The organism is Kitasatospora sp. NPDC101801 (assembly GCF_044766665.1).
Lineage (GTDB): Bacteria > Actinomycetota > Actinomycetes > Streptomycetales > Streptomycetaceae > Kitasatospora.
The window spans coordinates 44,215-61,224 of record NZ_JBIWML010000048.1 but is presented as its reverse complement, the minus strand read 5'-3'; the positions used below and the strand labels follow the sequence as shown (position 1 = coordinate 61,224).

The 17,010-nt window shown below is 71.9% G+C and carries 16 protein-coding genes; 3 read left to right on the top strand and 13 right to left on the bottom strand.

Going from position 1 to position 17,010, the window contains the following annotated elements:
• Positions 1-122 precede the first annotated feature (122 nt).
• Both ACIRPK_RS32930 and ACIRPK_RS32925 read right to left on the bottom strand, forming a co-directional pair.
• Positions 123-1,046, bottom strand: coding sequence for a polysaccharide deacetylase family protein (locus ACIRPK_RS32930; protein WP_403045531.1), 924 nt, complete (start codon positions 1,044-1,046; stop codon positions 123-125).
• A 105-nt stretch (positions 1,047-1,151) separates the two neighbouring features.
• Positions 1,152-2,036, bottom strand: a complete 885-nt coding sequence (locus ACIRPK_RS32925; protein WP_403045528.1) for a phosphotransferase — start codon at positions 2,034-2,036, stop codon at positions 1,152-1,154.
• A 328-nt stretch (positions 2,037-2,364) separates the two neighbouring features.
• On the opposite strand from ACIRPK_RS32925, the gene ACIRPK_RS32920 reads away from it, so the two are divergent.
• The 3 genes from ACIRPK_RS32920 (at position 2,365) to ACIRPK_RS32910 (ending at position 6,891) form a co-directional block, all read left to right on the top strand.
• Positions 2,365-4,524, top strand: coding sequence for an MMPL family transporter (locus ACIRPK_RS32920; protein WP_403045526.1), 2,160 nt, complete (start codon positions 2,365-2,367; stop codon positions 4,522-4,524).
• Positions 4,525-4,825: 301 nt separating this feature from the next.
• Positions 4,826-5,032 (top strand): cold-shock protein, encoded by a 207-nt coding sequence (locus ACIRPK_RS32915; protein WP_403045523.1) that lies wholly within the window; start codon positions 4,826-4,828, stop codon positions 5,030-5,032.
• A 182-nt stretch (positions 5,033-5,214) separates the two neighbouring features.
• Entirely contained in the window at positions 5,215-6,891 is a 1,677-nt protein-coding gene (locus ACIRPK_RS32910; RefSeq protein ID WP_403045521.1) for a DEAD/DEAH box helicase, read from the top strand.
• Positions 6,892-7,285: 394 nt separating this feature from the next.
• Here the strand turns inward: ACIRPK_RS32910 and ACIRPK_RS32905 are convergent, their stop codons facing one another.
• The 11 genes from ACIRPK_RS32905 to ACIRPK_RS32855 all read right to left on the bottom strand — a co-directional run bounded on the left by ACIRPK_RS32905 (position 7,286) and on the right by ACIRPK_RS32855 (position 16,971).
• A complete protein-coding gene (locus ACIRPK_RS32905) occupies positions 7,286-8,047 on the bottom strand; it encodes a sirohydrochlorin chelatase (RefSeq protein ID WP_403045536.1) in 762 nt (253 codons plus the stop codon).
• A gap of 10 nt (positions 8,048-8,057) precedes the next feature.
• Positions 8,058-8,966 carry an ABC transporter permease gene (locus ACIRPK_RS32900; RefSeq protein WP_403045518.1) on the bottom strand — a complete coding sequence of 303 codons (909 nt, stop codon included), beginning with the start codon at positions 8,964-8,966 and terminating at the stop codon, positions 8,058-8,060.
• Positions 8,953-9,756, bottom strand: coding sequence for an ABC transporter ATP-binding protein (locus ACIRPK_RS32895; RefSeq protein ID WP_403045515.1), 804 nt, complete (start codon positions 9,754-9,756; stop codon positions 8,953-8,955). The genes ACIRPK_RS32900 and ACIRPK_RS32895 overlap by 14 nt, the downstream gene beginning before the upstream one ends.
• A 130-nt stretch (positions 9,757-9,886) precedes the next feature.
• Positions 9,887-11,011, bottom strand: coding sequence for an aliphatic sulfonate ABC transporter substrate-binding protein (locus tag ACIRPK_RS32890; protein ID WP_403045512.1), 1,125 nt, complete (start codon positions 11,009-11,011; stop codon positions 9,887-9,889).
• Positions 11,012-11,239: 228 nt separating this feature from the next.
• Positions 11,240-12,553, bottom strand: coding sequence for a sulfate adenylyltransferase subunit 1 (locus ACIRPK_RS32885; protein ID WP_403045510.1), 1,314 nt, complete (start codon positions 12,551-12,553; stop codon positions 11,240-11,242).
• Between the two features lie 2 nt (positions 12,554-12,555).
• On the bottom strand, positions 12,556-13,491 hold the full coding sequence (cysD, locus tag ACIRPK_RS32880; RefSeq protein WP_403045508.1) for a sulfate adenylyltransferase subunit CysD: 936 nt from the start codon (positions 13,489-13,491) through the stop codon (positions 12,556-12,558).
• Positions 13,488-14,069 (bottom strand): adenylyl-sulfate kinase, encoded by a 582-nt coding sequence (cysC, locus tag ACIRPK_RS32875; protein WP_403045533.1) that lies wholly within the window; start codon positions 14,067-14,069, stop codon positions 13,488-13,490. The genes cysD and cysC overlap by 4 nt, the downstream gene beginning before the upstream one ends.
• A 55-nt stretch (positions 14,070-14,124) precedes the next feature.
• On the bottom strand, positions 14,125-14,823 hold the full coding sequence (locus ACIRPK_RS32870) for a phosphoadenylyl-sulfate reductase (RefSeq protein ID WP_403045505.1): 699 nt from the start codon (positions 14,821-14,823) through the stop codon (positions 14,125-14,127).
• Positions 14,807-14,983 (bottom strand): hypothetical protein, encoded by a 177-nt coding sequence (locus ACIRPK_RS32865; RefSeq protein WP_403045503.1) that lies wholly within the window; start codon positions 14,981-14,983, stop codon positions 14,807-14,809. The genes ACIRPK_RS32870 and ACIRPK_RS32865 overlap by 17 nt, the downstream gene beginning before the upstream one ends.
• Positions 14,980-16,704, bottom strand: a complete 1,725-nt coding sequence (locus ACIRPK_RS32860; RefSeq protein ID WP_403045500.1) for a nitrite/sulfite reductase — start codon at positions 16,702-16,704, stop codon at positions 14,980-14,982. The genes ACIRPK_RS32865 and ACIRPK_RS32860 overlap by 4 nt, the downstream gene beginning before the upstream one ends.
• Positions 16,705-16,887: 183 nt before the next feature.
• Positions 16,888-16,971: a putative leader peptide gene (locus ACIRPK_RS32855; protein WP_310593185.1), complete on the bottom strand. Its 84-nt coding sequence runs from the start codon at positions 16,969-16,971 to the stop codon at positions 16,888-16,890.
• Between the last annotated feature and the right edge of the window lie 39 nt (positions 16,972-17,010).

The window sequence follows — 17,010 nt, the reverse complement described above, 5'->3', positions numbered from 1 at the left end:
GCGAACACGACGTGACCGTCGAGACCAGCACCGACCGCATCACGGGCGACCTCACCAAGTGGATGGCCGCCCGCGCTTCCTAAAACACGGCCTAGCCGGTCGTGCCGTGCTCGGCCCCCCGGTCAGACCGCCGGGAAGTCGAAGCCGTACCCCTGGGCGGTCAGCCAGGGCAGCAACTGCCGTAGGGCGGCGACGGTCTGCGAGCGGTCGCCGCCCGCGTCGTGCAGCAGCACCACCCCACCCGGGCGCAGCTCGCGCTGGACGGTGCCGACGATGGCGGCGACGCCCGGGCGGCTCCAGTCGCGCGGGTCGACCGACCAGCCGAGCGGGCGCAGGCCGTTGGCCGCGGCGATCCGCTGGTTGTCTACGGTGAAGCCGCCGCCCGGGGCCCGGAACCACGGGATCCTGGTGCCCGCGCCGCCGGCCTTGAGGATCATCTCCTCGGCGGCGACTATCTCGTACTCCTGCCGCTGGTACGAGAGCGCGGCGAACGGCTGCGGGTGGCTCACGCTGTGGTCGCAGAGCCGGTGCCCCTCGGCCCTGATCCGCTGGACGACGGCGGGGTAGGCGGTGGCGTTCCGGCCGGTCAGGCAGAAGGTGGCCCGGACGCCGTACCGGGCGAGCAGGTCGAGCACCTGGCCGGTCGCCGGGCCGGGGCCGTCGTCGAAGGTGAGCGCCACGGTCCGTCCGCCGGAGGCGGTGCTGCGCACCACCGAGGTCGAAGTCCCGGGTGGCGCAGGCGGGTTGGGGGTGGCCGGGGCGGGCGGCGCGGGCTTGGACGGGCTGGGCCTGCTGGTCGGCGGCGCCGGGCGGGGCGGCTCGCTGCTCGCCGACGGGCTGGTGGCGGGCAGCGGCGGCAGCGACGGCGAGGGTGACGACGGCGGGGTCGGCGGCGCGGTCGGAGTCGCCGAGGCGGAGCCGGCGGCGCTGCTCGACCCGGACGAACTCGGTTCGTCCTGGGGCGAGTTGGTGCAGGAGGCCAGGAGTGCGGCGGCGAGCAGTGCGGCGAGGCCGTACCGGGTCTGCTGGGCGAAGCTGGTCCGCATGGCGACGACTCCTGACGTCGTACCGGCCGCCCGGGCAGGGCGTCTGCCCGATCTGACGTCAGGAGCGTACGGGCCGGTTCCGAAGATGCGTACGAACCGGCCCGGTCAGAACGGGTACCAGCGCACCGCCGTGGCCCCGTCCCGGAGCGAGGCGACCCGGCGGGTGAACTCGGCCAGTGCGGCCGGGTTCCCGGGGGCCCGCTGGGCGACCCAGGAGGCGCTGGCGGTCTCCCTGGCCCCGCGCAGCACCGCGAAGCCGGGCCAGTCCCGGACGTCCCGGCCGTACGCCTCGGTGAAGGCCAGGTAGTCCTCGGCGGGGACGCCGTACCGGTCGTGGCTGAGCGCGAGCACCACCAGGTCGTGCTCGCGCAGGTCACCGGAGACGGTCTCCAGGTCGAGCAGGACGGGGCCGTCCGGGCCGACCTGGACGTTCCGGGGCAGGGCGTCGCCGTGGATCACCCCGGGGGGCGACTCCGGCACCAGCTCGGCGATCGCGTCCCGGTACTCGGCCCGGCGGGCCCGCAGGAACGCGACGTCCGCCGGGTCCACGTGACCGTCCGCGCTCGCCAGCCAGCGGTCCACCGGGGCGAGCAGCTCGCGCGGGGCGAGCGGGAACGGCGGGGCCGGCAGTGCGTGCAGCGCCCGCAGCAGCGGGGCCAGGTCGACGGGCCGGGCCGGGCGGACGGCGGGGGCCAGCCGGTGCCAGAAGGTGACGGGGTGTCCGTCCGGCAGCACCGGCTCCGGCAGGTAGGGGCGGACCACCGGGATGCCCTGCCCGGCGAGCCAGCCGGAGACGGCCAGCTCCCGGCCCGCCCGCTCGGCCACGGCGGGGCCCCGGCCGACCTTGGCCACCACCGCCGGGTCGCCGAGGTCGAAGGCGGCGTTCTCGCCGAACGCCAGCAGCTCCGCCGCCGTCGGCTCCGGGAGTCCGGCGGCCGCGCAGGCGCGGGTCAGCAGGGCGCGGGCGGTGGCGACGTCGAAAGTGCTCATCCGAGCATCATCGCGCAGTCGGGACCGCCGGCCCGGTCTCCTCCTCCCGGACGGCGGCACTCCACCCTGAGGGGGAGGCGTCTCCGTCTGGAGCAGGAGGTGAGCAGGGTCCGGGCCGGGTCAGGATGGGGGGAGGGGCCGCTCGACGGTCCGGGGGGTGCACCGACCGGAGCCCGCCTGCCCGGTCGTGGGGCGGCTCACGTACGATGCTCACACTTACTTACCTGCCGACCGGCTAGGGACCTCAGGGCCCGGCCGCTCACAGCCGTCGCCCAGTGTCCCGTCCCCCAAGGGCTGCGGTGAACCATGCCCAGGAGGCACAGCGAGCATGTTCCACCGGATCGGACAATTCGTCGTCAAGCGCGCCTGGTGGGTGATCCTCGCCTGGATCGTCGCCGCAGTCGCCATCGTCGCGACCGCGCCCAAGCTGACCGCCCAGAGCGACGCGAGCGACTTCCTGCCGCGGCACTACGAGTCCATCCGGGCCTCGGTCGTGCAGCAGCAGGCGTTCCCCGCCAACTTCACCCCGTCGGCCATGGTGCTCTTCGAGCGTACCGACGGCGCCCCGCTCGGCGAGGCGGACAAGGCGGCGATGACCAAGGTCGTCGACGGCCTGACCGCCAAGAAGATCAAGTTCGTCGAGCAGGTCACCCCGGTGACCCCGCAGAGCACCTCGAAGGACGGCAAGTACGCCCTCTCGATGGTCGGCATGGAGAAGGACGCCGCCTACAAGCCCGAGGCCGCCGACTCCGCCAAGGAGCTGCGCGAGGACGCCAAGCAGCTGGCCGAGGGCAGCGCCCTCAAGGTCCAGCTGGGTGGCCAGGCCGCGCAGAACCTGGACCAGAAGGACTCCTCCGAGCTGGCCAACGCGCTGATCGGGATCGGCACGATCGTGATCATCATGCTCACGCTCGGCATCATCTTCCGCAGCCCGATCATCGCGCTGCTGCCGGTCATCTCGGTCTTCGTCTACTCGATGGTGGCCAACGGCCTGATCGGGTACGCGGTCAAGGCGTTCGGCCTGAAGGCCGACAACTCGGTCTCGGCGATCCTGATCATCGTGTTGTTCGGGGTCGGCACCGACTACTTCCTGTTCCTGATGTTCCGTTACCGCGAGCGGTTGCGGGCCGGGGACAGCCGGAAGGACGCGGTGGCCAACGCGGTCGGCCGGGTCGGTGAGGCGATCACCTCCGCCGCCGGCGCCGTGATCGTGGCGTTCAGCGTGCTGCTGCTCTCCAGCCTCGGCATGTTCAAGGCGATGGGCCCCTCGCTGGCCATCGCGGTCGGCGTCACCGCGATCGCCTCGGTCACCCTGGTGCCGGCGATCCTGTCGCTGATCCCGGAGAAGGTGCTGTTCTGGCCCTCGAAGGCGTGGCAGCGCGAGCCGAAGAACGCCCGCTTCGCCGTCTTCGGCGAGACCGTCAAGCGTCGTCCGCTGATGGTCGCGCTGGTCTCCGGCGGTCTGCTGCTGGCCTTCTCGGCGGCGGCGTTCGGCTACAAGGGCACCTTCGACCTGGCGGCCGGCTCGATGCCGAAGACCAAGGAGTCGATGGTTGTCCAGGACACCCTGATGACGGCGTTCTCGGCCGGCGCCGCCGACCCGAGCCACGTCTACCTGACCGGCAAGGACGGGGCCAAGCTCGACCCGGCCTCGTTCGAGGGCTACGCCGCCGCGCTCGGCAAGGTCGACGGGGTGGCCCAGGCATTCCCGAAGCCCAACCTGAGCCAGGACGGCGGCACCGCCGACTTCACCGTCATGCTCAAGGACGGCCCGGCCACCAACAAGGCGATCGACACCGTCACCGGTCTGCGCGAGGTGGCCCACGCCTCCGCCCCGGCCGGCACCGAGGCGTACGTCGGCGGTCTGACCTCCGTCTACAAGGACATCAACTCCGCGATGGCCCGCGACTACTCGCTGGTTTTCCCGATCGCGGCCGTGCTGATCATGCTGATCCTGGGCCTGCTGCTGCGCAGCGCGGTCGCGCCCTGGTACCTGATGGTGGCCGTCGGTCTCGGCTTCACCGCCACCATCGGCGCCACCAGCCTGATGTTCCAGCACGTCCAGGGCGAGAGCGGCCTGATGTTCATGCTGCCGATGCTGATCTACCTGTTCGTGGTGGCGATCGGCACCGACTACAACATCCTGATGATCGCCCGGCTCCGTGAGGAGGCGGCCGAGGGCCACAGCCCGCGGGAGGCCGCGGCGCTGGCGGTCAAGCACGGCGGTCCGACCGTCGCGGCGGCCGGCTTCATCCTGGCCGGCACCTTCGGCACGATGCTGCTCGCGGGCAACATCTTCTTCAGCGAGATCGGCTTCTCGGTGGCCTTCGGCATCATCGTGTCGGCCTTCGTGATGGCGCTGTTCTTCACCCCGGCGCTGACCGCGCTGCTCGGCAAGGCCGCCTGGTGGCCCGGCCACGCGGCGCTGCCCGGGCACGACCCGCAGCCCTCGCCGGACAAGCAGCCGGAGCCGGCCGGACGGCACTGACCCGGTGTCCGGAGCGGTGGGCGGCGATCATGCCGCCCACCGCTCCGGCGCAGGTGAGCGTGCTACGTGAACGGCGTGTGTCGGTGGGCCGATCGGGGGAAATTCTCCGATCATCTCGGGGGCCGTCGTGCTACAGTCGGAGCAGTTGCAGTTTTGGTTCCCATGAACGTACGTGTGCGCCTGCTGGTACCAACCAACAGGCGCATTTGTTTTGTCCGGTGTTTCAACCTCCGGATGGGGATCGCGGCTACTTGGGGCCTACGAAGTGTGGGTTCCCTTGCCCCAGTAGAAGGAGACGGTTATGGCTACCGGCACCGTGAAGTGGTTCAACAGCGAAAAGGGCTTCGGCTTCATCGAGCAGGAGGGTGGCGGCCCGGACGTGTTCGCCCACTACTCCAACATCCAGGCCAATGGCTTCCGTGAGCTCGTTGAGGGCCAGCACGTGGAGTTCGACGTCACGCAGGGCCAGAAGGGCCCGCAGGCCGAGAACATCCGCCTCGTCGGCTGAACCTGAACAACGCGTAGCGAGGGCCCGCACCGCACGGTGCGGGCCCTCGCTCATGCCGCCGAACGGCCGGGGCGGCACACGACTCCTGACGGCCGAACTCCCCCAGCTCCACGCCGGGGGTGCCACTTTCTGGTCCTTCGCCACGCACCCCGTGGCCATCGGCCGCCCAGGACGGAGAACACATGACCACGCCTGCCCGCCCGCCGCGCAACCGTCGCAGCCCGCAGCAGTCCACCGGCCGCCCGCAGCAGCAGCGCACCGGTACCAGCAGCGGCGGCCTCGCCCGCACCGGCGGTGGCAACCGCCGCCCGCAGCGCGCCGCCGCCCAGCAGCAGCAGCCCGCCGACTTCGCCGTCGTCGAGGGCACCCCGGCCAAGCCGCCGGCCGCCACCTTCGCCGAGCTGGAGATGCCCAAGGGCCTGCTCTCGGCGCTCGGCAAGGAGGGCGTCACCGAGCCCTTCCCGATCCAGTCCGCCACCCTGCCGGACGCGCTGGCCGGCCGTGACGTGCTCGGCCGCGGCCGCACCGGCTCCGGCAAGACCCTCGCCTTCGGTCTGGCGATGCTGGCCCGCACCGCCGGGAAGCGCGCCGACGCCCGCCGTCCGCTGGCCCTGGTGCTGGTGCCGACCCGTGAGCTGGCCCAGCAGGTCACCGACGCGCTCACCCCGTACGCCACCGCGGTCAACCTGCGGATCACCACCGTGGTCGGCGGCATGTCGATCACCCGGCAGGCGAACGCGGTCCGCCGCGGCGCCGAGGTCCTGGTCGCCACCCCCGGCCGGCTGGACGACCTGATCAACCGTCAGGACGTCCGGCTGGACGACGTGCAGATCACCGTGCTGGACGAGGCCGACCAGATGGCCGACATGGGCTTCCTGCCCCAGGTCACCAAGCTGCTGGAGCAGGTCGCCGAGGGCGGCCAGACCATGCTCTTCTCGGCCACCCTGGACCGGAACGTGGACCGCCTGGTGCGCCGCTTCCTGACCGACCCGGTGACCCACTCGGTCGACCCGTCGGCCGGCGCGGTCACCACGATGGACCACCACGTGCTCCAGCTGGACGTGGCGGACAAGGTCTCGGTGACGGCGCACATCGCCTCCCGCGAGGGCCGGATGATCATGTTCGTGCACACCAAGCACGGCGCCGACCGGCTGGCCAAGCAGCTGCTGGCGGCCGGGGTCAAGGCGGCGGCGCTGCACGGCGGCAAGTCCCAGCCGCAGCGCAACCGGGTGCTGGAGCAGTTCCGGGACGGGCAGATCTCCGCGCTGATCGCCACCAACGTGGCGGCCCGTGGCATCCACATCGACGGTCTCGACCTGGTCGTGAACGTGGACCCGCCGATCGACCACAAGGACTACCTGCACCGTGGCGGCCGGACCGCCCGGGCCGGCGAGTCCGGCACCGTGGTGACGCTGGTGCTGCCCGAGCAGCGCCGCGAGGTCACCCGGCTGATGACCACCGCCGGCATCCGGCCGACCACTACCAAGGTCCGCCCCGGCGACGCCGAGCTGGCCCGGATCACCGGCGCCCGCACGCCCACCGGTGTGGCGGTCACGCTGGTCCCGGTGGCCGCCCCCGGCACGGCGCCGGCCGCCCCGGCCCAGCCGCGCCGCCGCGCCGCCCCGAAGCGTTCCGGTCTGCCGGCCGACGTGGACATGAACGGCAACGCCCGCCGCCCGCGCGCCAAGCAGCGGATGGGCGCGGGTGCCGCCACCGGCGCCGGCTCCGGCCGGGCCGGTGCGGGCAACGGCCGGACGGCTGCCGGGTTCATCGGCAAGTCGGCCGCCAGCAAGCCGGGTTCGGGCACCAAGAGCGGCTCCAACTACGGCACCGGCCGGCAGCGCCGCAAGTCCGACTGATCCGACCCGACCCGATCAGGGTTCCCGCCCAGGGGCGACCGGCGAACAGCCGGTCGCCCCTGCGGCGTCTCCGGGCCGCGTTCAGCGGCTGACCGGCAGCCGGTCGAGCCACTCGGAGGTCTCCTGGTCCCGCGGCAGGAAGACCACCGACTGGAGGTCCTCCTCGGCCCGCAGCACCAGCTGGCCGGTCGCAGCAGGCCGGCAGTCTCGTGCGCGATGTCCTTGGCGCTGCCGGCCCGCTCCGGCACCTGGTGCTCGGCCAACCAGCGTGCGGCGTCAGGATGTTCGGTCCCCAGCCGGGCGATCAGCGCGGTCAGCCCCCGGGGACGTGGACCTGCTGGCGGCCGCTGCCTCGGCGGACGCGCTGCGCCTGGCCCGGCTCTGACGCTGCGTCTCAGGCCGCCACGGCGGCCGAGGCGCGGGCCCGGTCGTAGCGCTGGAGCAGCAGGTCGGCGATCTCCGGAGCGGCGCCGAGCACCGGTGCGATCAGCTCGATCCCGGCACCCCGGGCGGCGGTGGTGATCCGGTCCGGCAGCAGGCCCGGCGCCAACAGGTATGGGGCGACCGCGAGTTGACGCAGCCCCCGGGCCCGCAGCGCGGCGACCGCGTCGGCCGGCTGGGGCGGTGCGGCGGAGGCGTGCGCGACCTCGACGGCGGCGAAGCCCCGGGTGCGGCGGTACTCGGCGGCCACCGCGCGGGTGGCGGCGTTGGCGGCCCGGTCGGAGGACCCGGCGGCGGCCAGCACCAGGCCGGTGCGGTGCGCCTCGGCCGGGTCGAAACCGGCCTCGGCGAGCCGGCGGTCCAGGGCGGCCAGCAGCAGCGGCGAGGGCCCGAGCACGTCGGCCAGCGGCAGGTCCAGGCCCGCCTCGGTGAGCGCGGCCGGGATGTCGGTACGGGCGTGGAAGGCCCGGTTGAGCAGCAGCGGGACGGCGACGGCGGTCCGGAACCGGTCGGCCACCTGGGCCAGCCGGGGAGCGGAGTGCTCCAGGTAGGCGGCGCCGACCCGGAGCCCGGGGCGGGTCGAGCCGATCAGCCGGACCAGCTCGTCCACGGTGGCGGCGTGCCGGGGGTCGCGGCTGCCGTGGGCGATCAGCAGCAGGGCGGGACTGCCCGCACCGGTGGTGCGGGCGGGTGCGGGCAGCCGGCCGAGGTGCATGGTCACGGTCCTATCGGTTGCTGACCAGCAGGCCGCGGTTGCGCAGCACGAGGCGCTCCAGCGGGCTGAAGAACAGCAGGTCGATGGCGACGCCGACGATCAGGATCAGGATGATGCCGAGCAGCACGCCGGACATGTCGTTGAACTCGCGCTGGTTCTCCAGGAACCGGCCGAGGCCGACGCCGAGGTCGGGGGAGGCTGCGATCAGTTCGGCGGCCATCAGCGAGCGCCAGGAGAAGGCCCAACCCTGCTTGAGCCCGGCCAGGTAGCCCGGGAGTGCGCCGGGCAGCAGCACGTGCCGGGCCCGGGAGAGGCCGGTGGCGCCCATGGTCCGGCCGGCCCGCAGCAGCAGCGGCGGGACCTGGTCGATGCCGGCCACCAGGCCGTTGGCGACCGAGGGCACCGCGCCGAGCAGGATGACGGCGTACATGGTCGAGGGGTTGACGCCGAGCCAGATCACCGCGGCGGGGACCCAGGCCACCGAGGGCAGCGACTGGAGGCCGGAGAGGATCGGGCCGATGGCGGCGCGGACCGGCTTGACCTGGGCGACCAGCAGGCCGATCGGGGTGCCGATCACCACGGCGGCGGCGAAGCCGGACAGGCCGCGCCAGAGGCTGGTCCAGATGATGCTGAACAGCGTGCCCTGGGCCCACAGGTCGCTGAGCGAGGCCCAGACCATGCCGGGGCTGGGCAGCTTGTACTCGTCGGTCAGCTCCAGGTTGAAGGCGAGCTGCCAGACCCCGAGCACCAGCGCGACCGCGACCAGCGGGGGGAGGGCCTTCTCCCGGAGGACGGTGAGCAGCGGGGTCCGCTGGGTGACCACGGCGTCCAGGGCGTCCAGGCCGGCGCCGACGTCGGCCGCGCCGGTCTTGTCCAGAACGGTCTTCTCCGGGACGGGGGCGGTGTCAGTGCTGGCCATGGCGGCGGATCTCCCCACGGAGTTCGTCAGTGATCTCGATGGACAGGTCGGCCACACCGGCGGACTCGATCCGGCGGGGCTGCGGCAGGTCGATCCGCCACTCCTTGGCGACCCGGCCGGGGCGCGAGGAGAGCAGGACGACCCGCTGGGCGAGGCGGACGGCCTCGCGGACGTTGTGGGTGACGAACAGGACGGTGAGCTTGCGTTCGGCCCAGATCCGGGTGAGCTCGTCGTGCAGCACGTCGCGGGTGATGGCGTCCAGAGCGGCGAACGGCTCGTCCATCAGCAGCACGTCGCTGCCCTGGGCCAGTGCCCGGGCCAGCGCGACGCGCTGGCGCATGCCGCCGGAGAGTTCGTGGACCCGCTTGGTGTGCGAGCCGGTGAGCCGGACCAGCTCCAGCAGGCGCTCCGCCTCGGCGCGCCGTTCGGCCTTCGGGGTGCCGCCGAGCCGCAGCGCCAGCTCGATGTTCTTGCCGGCCGTCAGCCAGGGGAAGAGCGCGTGCTCCTGGAACATCAACGCGGGCCGGTGGCCGGGGAGTTCGATGCTGCCGGCGGAGGGCTTGTCGAGACCGGCGACCAGGTTGAGCAGGGTCGACTTCCCGCAGCCGGAGGCACCCAGCAGGGTGACGAACTCGCCGGGCGCGACATCGAGGGTGATGTCGTCCAGCACGTGGGTGGCGGCGCCGGGGCGGCCGAAGGACTTGTGCACGTGCGAGATCCGGACGGCGGGTGCGCCGTCGAGGACCCCGGCGCCCGTGGCGATCGTAGAGGTGGTCAGTGCCGTGGTCATCCGGGCACCTCCTGGGTGACTGGTCTGGCGGAAGGGGAAGTTCGGGAGCCGGGGTCCGGCCCCGCCCGGCCCGGCGACGGGCATCGACTGGGCTGGGCGGGGGCACGGACCACGGAGCTTGGGAGAACCGCTACTTGGTGCCGAGCCCGGCGTCCGCCACGGCGGCCTGGCTCTTCTCCTTGAGCACCTTGTTGAGCAGGGTCAGGTCGTAGATCCCGGTGAGGGTCGGCTTCTTGAGCAGGCCGGCGGTCACCGCGTTGTCCGCCTCGGTCTGGAGGGTGGCGGCCAGCGGGTCGTCGATGAAGTCGATGTCGGCCCAGGCCGGGTCGAGGACGGCCGCCTCGAGGGCGTTGCCCGCGGCCTCCTTGATCGCGGCGTTGGCGGACTCCTTGGCCTTCGCCGGGTTCGCCTTGATGAAGGCGTTGGTGTTCACCGAGCCGCGCAGCACGGCCTCCACCACGTCCGGGTGCTCCTTGAGGAACTTCTGCGAGACGATGATGTTGGTGATCACGAACTTCTTGTCCGGCCAGAGCGACTTCTCGTTCAGCAACTCCTTGGCGCCCAGCGTGACCAGCTTGGAGGCGGTCGGCTCCGGCACCCAGGCGCCGTCGATGGAGCCCGACTTGTAGGCGTCCGGGGTGACCTTGTTGTCCGAGCGGACCACCGAGACGTCACCGGCACCCGAGTTGGGGTCGACCTTCCAGCCCTTGCCCGCCAGGAAGCTGAGCAGCGCCACGTCCTGGGTGTTGCCGATCTGCGGGGTGGCGATCTTCTTGCCCTTGAGGTCGTCCACCGACTTGATCTTGTCGGGGTTGACGACCAGGCGGACGCCGCCCGAGGCGGAGCCGCTGATGATCTTCAGGGCCTCGCCGTTGGACTTGGTGAAGCCGTTGATCGCGGGGGAGGGGCCGATCCAGCCGATGTCGATCGAGCCCGCGTTCAGCGCCTCGATCTCGGCCGGTCCGGCGTTGAATATCTGGGTCTTGATCTGGGTGCTGCCCAGCTCCTTCTGGAACAGGCCCTCCTTGAGGCCGACCAGCGGGGTGCCGTGGGTCAGGTTGGCAAAGTAGCCGATCTTCACCGTGTCGGCGGAGAGCTTGGCCGCGCCGGAGGAGGAGGCGGCCGGAGCGGCCGCCTTGTCCTTGCTGTCGGAGCCGTAGCCGCAGGCGGTCAGCAGGCCGAAGGCGGTGACGGTGGCCACCGCGGCGACGGCGGTCCGTCTGGTGCGACCGGGGAGGAACTGGTGCGAAGTCATGGAAGTCGTCCTCTTCGTGCAGGAAAGAAAGTAAGTCGGATGAAGGCACGGAACGGTGCCGGCAAGCCGGGGGCGGCTTCTGCTGTGGGAAGCGGCCACCCCCGGTGACAGGGGGTCAGTGCCCCTGTCCGCCCGCACATCGCGTCAGTCCGCCCTGGCCACTGCCGAGGACGCCGCTGCCGATGCGGCCGCCTTCCTTGTCCATGCCCGAGAACGCCTCGCTGGGCATCAGACCCAGTCCTCCCCATCAGCATCGGTACGCACGGTGTCGAACGCCTCGCCCGCCATGCCGGCGGTGAGGGTGGTGCCGTCGGCCGGGTCGATCAGCAGGAACGATCCGGTCCGGCGGTTGACGCGGTAGTCGTCGAGGGCGAGCGGCTCGGCGGTGCGCAGCACCACGTGGCCGATCTCGTTGACCGTCAACCCCTCGGCGCCGGAGCGCTGTTCGAGGGTGTCGATGTCGATCCGGTAGGAGATCTCCTTGACCAGCGCGCGAACCGTCCGGGTGGTGTGCTTGAGCAGCACCTTCGCCCCGACGTGCAGCGGACGGTCACTGAGGTGGCAGACGGTGGCCACCACGTCCTTGGTGGGGACCAGGGTCGCACCGCCCGCGATCAGGTCGCCGCGCGAGATGTCGATGTCCTCGGCCAGGCGCACCGTCACCGACTGGGGTGCCCAGGCGATGTCGGTCTCGACGCCGAGCGCGTCGATCCCCGCGACGGAGGTGGTGTGGCCGCTCGGCAGCACCGTCACCGGGTCGCCGACCCGCAGCACGCCGGAGGCCAACTGCCCTGCGTAGCCCCGGTAGTCGAGGTGCTCGCCGGACTGCGGGCGGATCACGTACTGGACCGGGAAGCGGGCGGGCTGCTCGCTCGGGTCACTGCCCACCGGCACCGTCTCCAGGTGCTCCAGCAGGGTCGGGCCGCCGTACCAGTCCATGTGCGCGGACGGCTCCACCACGTTGTCCCCGGCCAGCGCCGAGATCGGCACCGCCACCACGTCGGTGACGCCCAGCGAGGCGGCGTACGCGGTGAACTCCTCGGCGATGGCCGCGAAGACCGGCTCGGCGTACTCCACCAGGTCCATCTTGTTGACCGCCAGCACCACGTGCGGCACCCGCAGCAGCGCGGCCACCGCGGCGTGCCGACGGGTCTGCTCGACCACGCCGTTGCGGGCGTCCACCAGCACCACGGCCAGCTCGGCGGTGGAGGCACCGGTCACCATGTTCCGGGTGTACTGCACGTGCCCGGGGGTGTCGGCCAGGATGAACCGCCGCCGGGCGGTGGCGAAGTAGCGGTAGGCCACGTCGATGGTGATGCCCTGCTCGCGCTCGGCCCGCAGGCCGTCGGTGAGCAGCGCCAGGTCGGGGGCCTCCTGGCCGCGCTTGCGGGAGGCGTGCTCGACGGCCTCCAACTGGTCGGTGAGCACCGACTTGGAGTCGTGCAGCAGCCGGCCGACCAGGGTCGACTTGCCGTCGTCCACGGATCCGGCGGTGGCGAAGCGGAGCAGCGAGGTGGCGCTGGTCTGGATGATGGTGCTCATGGCTAGAAGTACCCCTCGCGCTTACGGTCTTCCATGGCGGCCTCGGACATCTTGTCGTCCGCCCGGGTGGCGCCACGTTCGGTGAGTCGGCTGGCGGCGATCTCGGTGATCACGTCGGCGATGGTCGCCGCGTCCGAGTCCACCGCACCGGTGCAGGACATGTCGCCCACCGTCCGGTAGCGGATCAGCCGGTTCTCGACCGTCTCGGTGTCCTTCGGGCCGCCCCACTCGCCGGCCGTCAGCCACATGCCGTCGCGCTTGAACACGTCGCGGTGGTGCGCGTAGTAGATCTCCGGGAGCTCGATGCCCTCCCGCTCGATGTACTGCCAGACGTCCAGCTCGGTCCAGTTGGAGAGCGGGAAGACCCGGACGTGCTCGCCGACCGCGTGCTTGCCGTTGTAGAGGCTCCACAGCTCGGGGCGCTGGCGGCGCGGGTCCCAGGCGCCGAACTCGTCCCGGAGCGAGAACACCCGCTCCTTGGCCCGGGCCTTCTCCTCGTCCCGGCGGCCGCCGCCGAACACCGCGTCGAACTTGTTCGACTCGATCGCGTCCAGCAGCGGGACGGTCTGCAGCGGGTTGCGGGTGCCGTCCGGGCGCTCGCGCAGCCGGCCGTCGTCGATGAAGTCCTGGACGTGCGCGACGTGCAGGCGCAGGTTGTGCTTCGCGACGGTGCGGTCCCGGTAGTCGATGACCTCGGGGAAGTTGTGGCCGGTGTCCACGTGCAGCAGGGTGAACGGGACCGGCGCGGGCCAGAACGCCTTGAGCGCCAGGTGCAGCATCACGATCGAGTCCTTGCCGCCGGAGAACAGGATCACCGGCCGCTCGAACTCACCCGCCACCTCGCGGAAGATGTGCACCGACTCCGCTTCGAGGGCGTCCAGGTGGGACAGCGTGAACGGGTTGTCGACGGCCGGCAGACTGTCCGTGGCGGTGGTCATGCGAGGCCCCTCTCGGTCAGGAAGGCGTACAGCTCGGCGGCCGACTCGGCCACCGCGCGGCCCTGGGTCTGCAGGCGCAACTCCGGTTGCTCCGGAGCCTCGTACGGGTCGTCGACCCCGGTGAGACCGGAGATCTCGCCGGCGGCCTGCTGGGCGTACAGGCCCTTGACGTCGCGCTCCGAGCAGAGCTCCACCGGGGTGGCGACGTGGATCTCCAGGAACTCGGTGCCCAGCGCCGCGTGCCGCTCGCGCACCGCCGCCCGGGAGTCGGCGTAGGGCGCGATCACCGGGGCGAGCACCTTCACACCGTTGGCGGCCAGCTTCTCGGCCACGAAGCCGATCCGGGCCACGTTGGTGTGCCGGTCCTCCTTGCTGAACCCCAGCCCCTTGGAGAGGAACTCACGGATCTCGTCACCGTCCAGCACCTCGACCTTGTGGCCCTCGGCGCGCAGCCGCTCGGCCAGCGCGAAGGCCAGCGTGGTCTTGCCCGCGCTGGGGAGCCCGGTCAGCCACACGGTGGCGCCGCGCTCGCAGGCGGCGGCCTGCGGGGCCGCCTCTGCGGCTCCGTCGGCGGCCAGTGTGTCTGTGCTCACGGGGTTCTCTCCTGAAGGTTGTTGACGGCGGATCAGAGGTCTAGAGGTGGATGCCGCACTCGGTCTTGCCCGAGCCGGCCCAACGGCCGGCCCGGCCCTGCTCGCCCTCGCCCGGCTTGGCGGTGCAGGACAGCGGCGAGCAGCCGATCGAGGTGTAGCCCTCCCACAGCAGCGGGTTGAGCAGCACCCCGTTGGCGGCCACGTACGCGTCCACGTCCGCCTGGGTCCAGCGGGCGATCGGGGCCAGCTTGACCTTGCGGCGCTTGGCGTCCCAGGCCACCACGGGGGTGTTCGCCCGGGACGGGGACTCGTCCCGGCGCAGCCCGGTGGCCCAGGCGTCGTAGCCGCCGAGCCCCCGGTTGAGCGGTTCGACCTTGCGCAGCGAGCAGCACAGGTCCGGGTCGCGGTCGTGCAGGTTCGGCCCGTGCTCGGCGTCCTGCTCGGCCACCGTGCGCAGCGGCTTGAGGGTGATGACGTTGACCGGCATCACCGCCGCAACCGCGTCCCGGGTGCCGATGGTCTCGGCGAAGTGGTAGCCGGTGTCCAGGAACACCACGTCCACGCCCGGGTAGACCGAGGAGGCCAGGTGGGCCACCACCGCGTCCTCCATCGAGGACGTGACGCAGAACCGCTTGCCGAAGTGCTCGGCGGCCCACCGCAGGATCTCCTGCGCCGGGGCCTCCTCCAGCTCGACGGCGGCGGTGTTCGCCAGCGCCTCGTAGTCAGTCGCGAGACTCATGTGCCGCACCCCCGTTGGTGGTTGACAGCAGGCCGAGGAACTTCAGCTGGAACGCCCGGCGGCAGCCGTGGCACTCCCAGGACCCGTGCCCGGCCTCGGACGGGCGCAGGTCCTCGTCGCCGCAGTACGGGCAGTGGAAGGGGGCGGCGCGCTCGCTCACGACAGCTGCTCCTCACTGGCCCGGGCGGTCCACTGGGCGAACCGCTCGCCGTCCTTCTTCTCCGCCTGGTAGCGGGTGAGCACGCGCTCGACGTACTCGGGCAGGCCGTCCTTGGTGACCTTGAGGCCGCGGACCTTGCGGCCGAAGCCGGCCTCCAGGCCCAGCGCGCCGCCCAGGTGCACCTGGTAGCCCTCGACCTGCTCGCCGTTCTCGTCGGTCACCAGCTGGCCCTTGAGACCGATGTCCGCGACCTGGATCCGGGCGCAGGCGTTCGGGCAGCCGTTGATGTTGATGGTGAGCGGCTCGGCGAAGTCCGGCAGGCGGGTCTCCAGCTCGTCGATGAGCGTGCGGCCGCGCTCCTTGGTCTCGACGATGGCGAGCTTGCAGTACTCGATGCCGGTGCAGGCCATCGTGCCGCGCCGGAACGGCGAGGGGTTGACCCGCAGGTCCAGCGCCTCCAGGCCGGCCACCAGGGACTCGACCCGGTCGGCCGGGATGTCCAGCACGATCATCTTCTGCTCGGCGGTGGTGCGCAGCCGGTCCGAACCGTGCTCGGCGGCCAGGTCGGCCACCTGGCCGAGCAGCTTGCCGTTGACCCGGCCGACCCGCGGCGCGAAGCCGACGTAGAAGCGGCCGTCCTTCTGCCGGTGCACGCCGACGTGGTCGCGCCAGGTGCCGCTGGGCTCCTTCGGCGCGGGACCGTCGATCAGCTGGTACTTGAGGTAGTCGTCCTCCAGCACCCGGCGGAACTTCTCCACGCCCCAGTCGGCGACCAGGAACTTCAACCGGGCCCGGTTGCGCAGCCGGCGGTAGCCGAAGTCGCGGAAGATCCCGATCACGCCGCCGTACACGTCGGCGACCTCGTCCAGCGGGACCCAGGCGCCGAGCCGGACGCCCAGCTTGGGGTTGGTGGAGAGCCCGCCGCCGACCCAGAGGTCGAAGCCGGGGCCGTGCTCGGGGTGCTCGACGCCGACGAACGCGATGTCGTTGATCTCGTGCGCCACGTCCAGCAGCGGCGAACCCGAGACCGCCGACTTGAACTTGCGCGGCAGGTTGGAGAAGTCCTTGTTGCCGATGAAGCGCCGCATGATCTCGTCGATGGCGGGGGTGCCGTCGATGATCTCGTCCTCGGCGATCCCGGCGACCGGGGAGCCCAGGATCACCCGGGGGGTGTCACCGCAGGCCTCGGTGGTGGAGAGGCCGACCGCTTCCAGCTTCTGCCAGATCGCGGGCATGTCCTCGATCCGGATCCAGTGGTACTGGACGTTCTGGCGGTCGGTCAGGTCGGCGGTGCCCCGGCCGTACTGCTCGGAGACCTCGGCGATCGCCTTCAGCTGGGCCACCGTCAGACGGCCGCCGTCGATCCGGACCCGGAGCATGAAGAACTCGGCGTCCAGCTCGTGCGGCTCCAGGATCGCGGTCTTGCCGCCGTCGATCCCCTCCTTGCGCTGGGTGTACAGACCCCACCAGCGCATCCGGCCGCGCAGGTCGGCCGGGTCGATCGAGGCGAAGCCCTGCTGGGCGTAGATCGTCTCAATGCGTGTCCGCACGTTGAGACCGTCGTCGTCCTTCTTGAACTGCTCGTTGGGGTTGAGCGGGGTGCGGTGACCCATCCCCCACTGGCCCTCGCCACGGTGGCGGGTCACCTTGCGGGCGGCGGCGGGACGGCGCGCCGGGGCGGCGTCGACCGGGGGCTCGACCGGTTCGGGGGTGGGGGCCATGGTGAAGTCCTTACGGCAGTGGCTCTGGTGGCGGCTGTGAGCATCCAGGCGTGGCCCTGCTGTGACCTGCGGTGTTCCGCGAGGATCGGGGAAGCAGTGACCTGGCCGGGGGCTCGCACATCCGCTGCGGCGGGGACGGCGAGGTGGTAAGCGCCGGGTGCGGTGGTGGCGGCGGGGTGGGGCTCAGGTCACCGGACAGATGGCGCTGGACACGCGAAGGAGATCGACGTGAAGTCGACCAACTAGGGTGGTTCCGGCGCTCGGCATGGCAAGAGATTCGCACGGCGCACTGTCCCCGGTCCACTA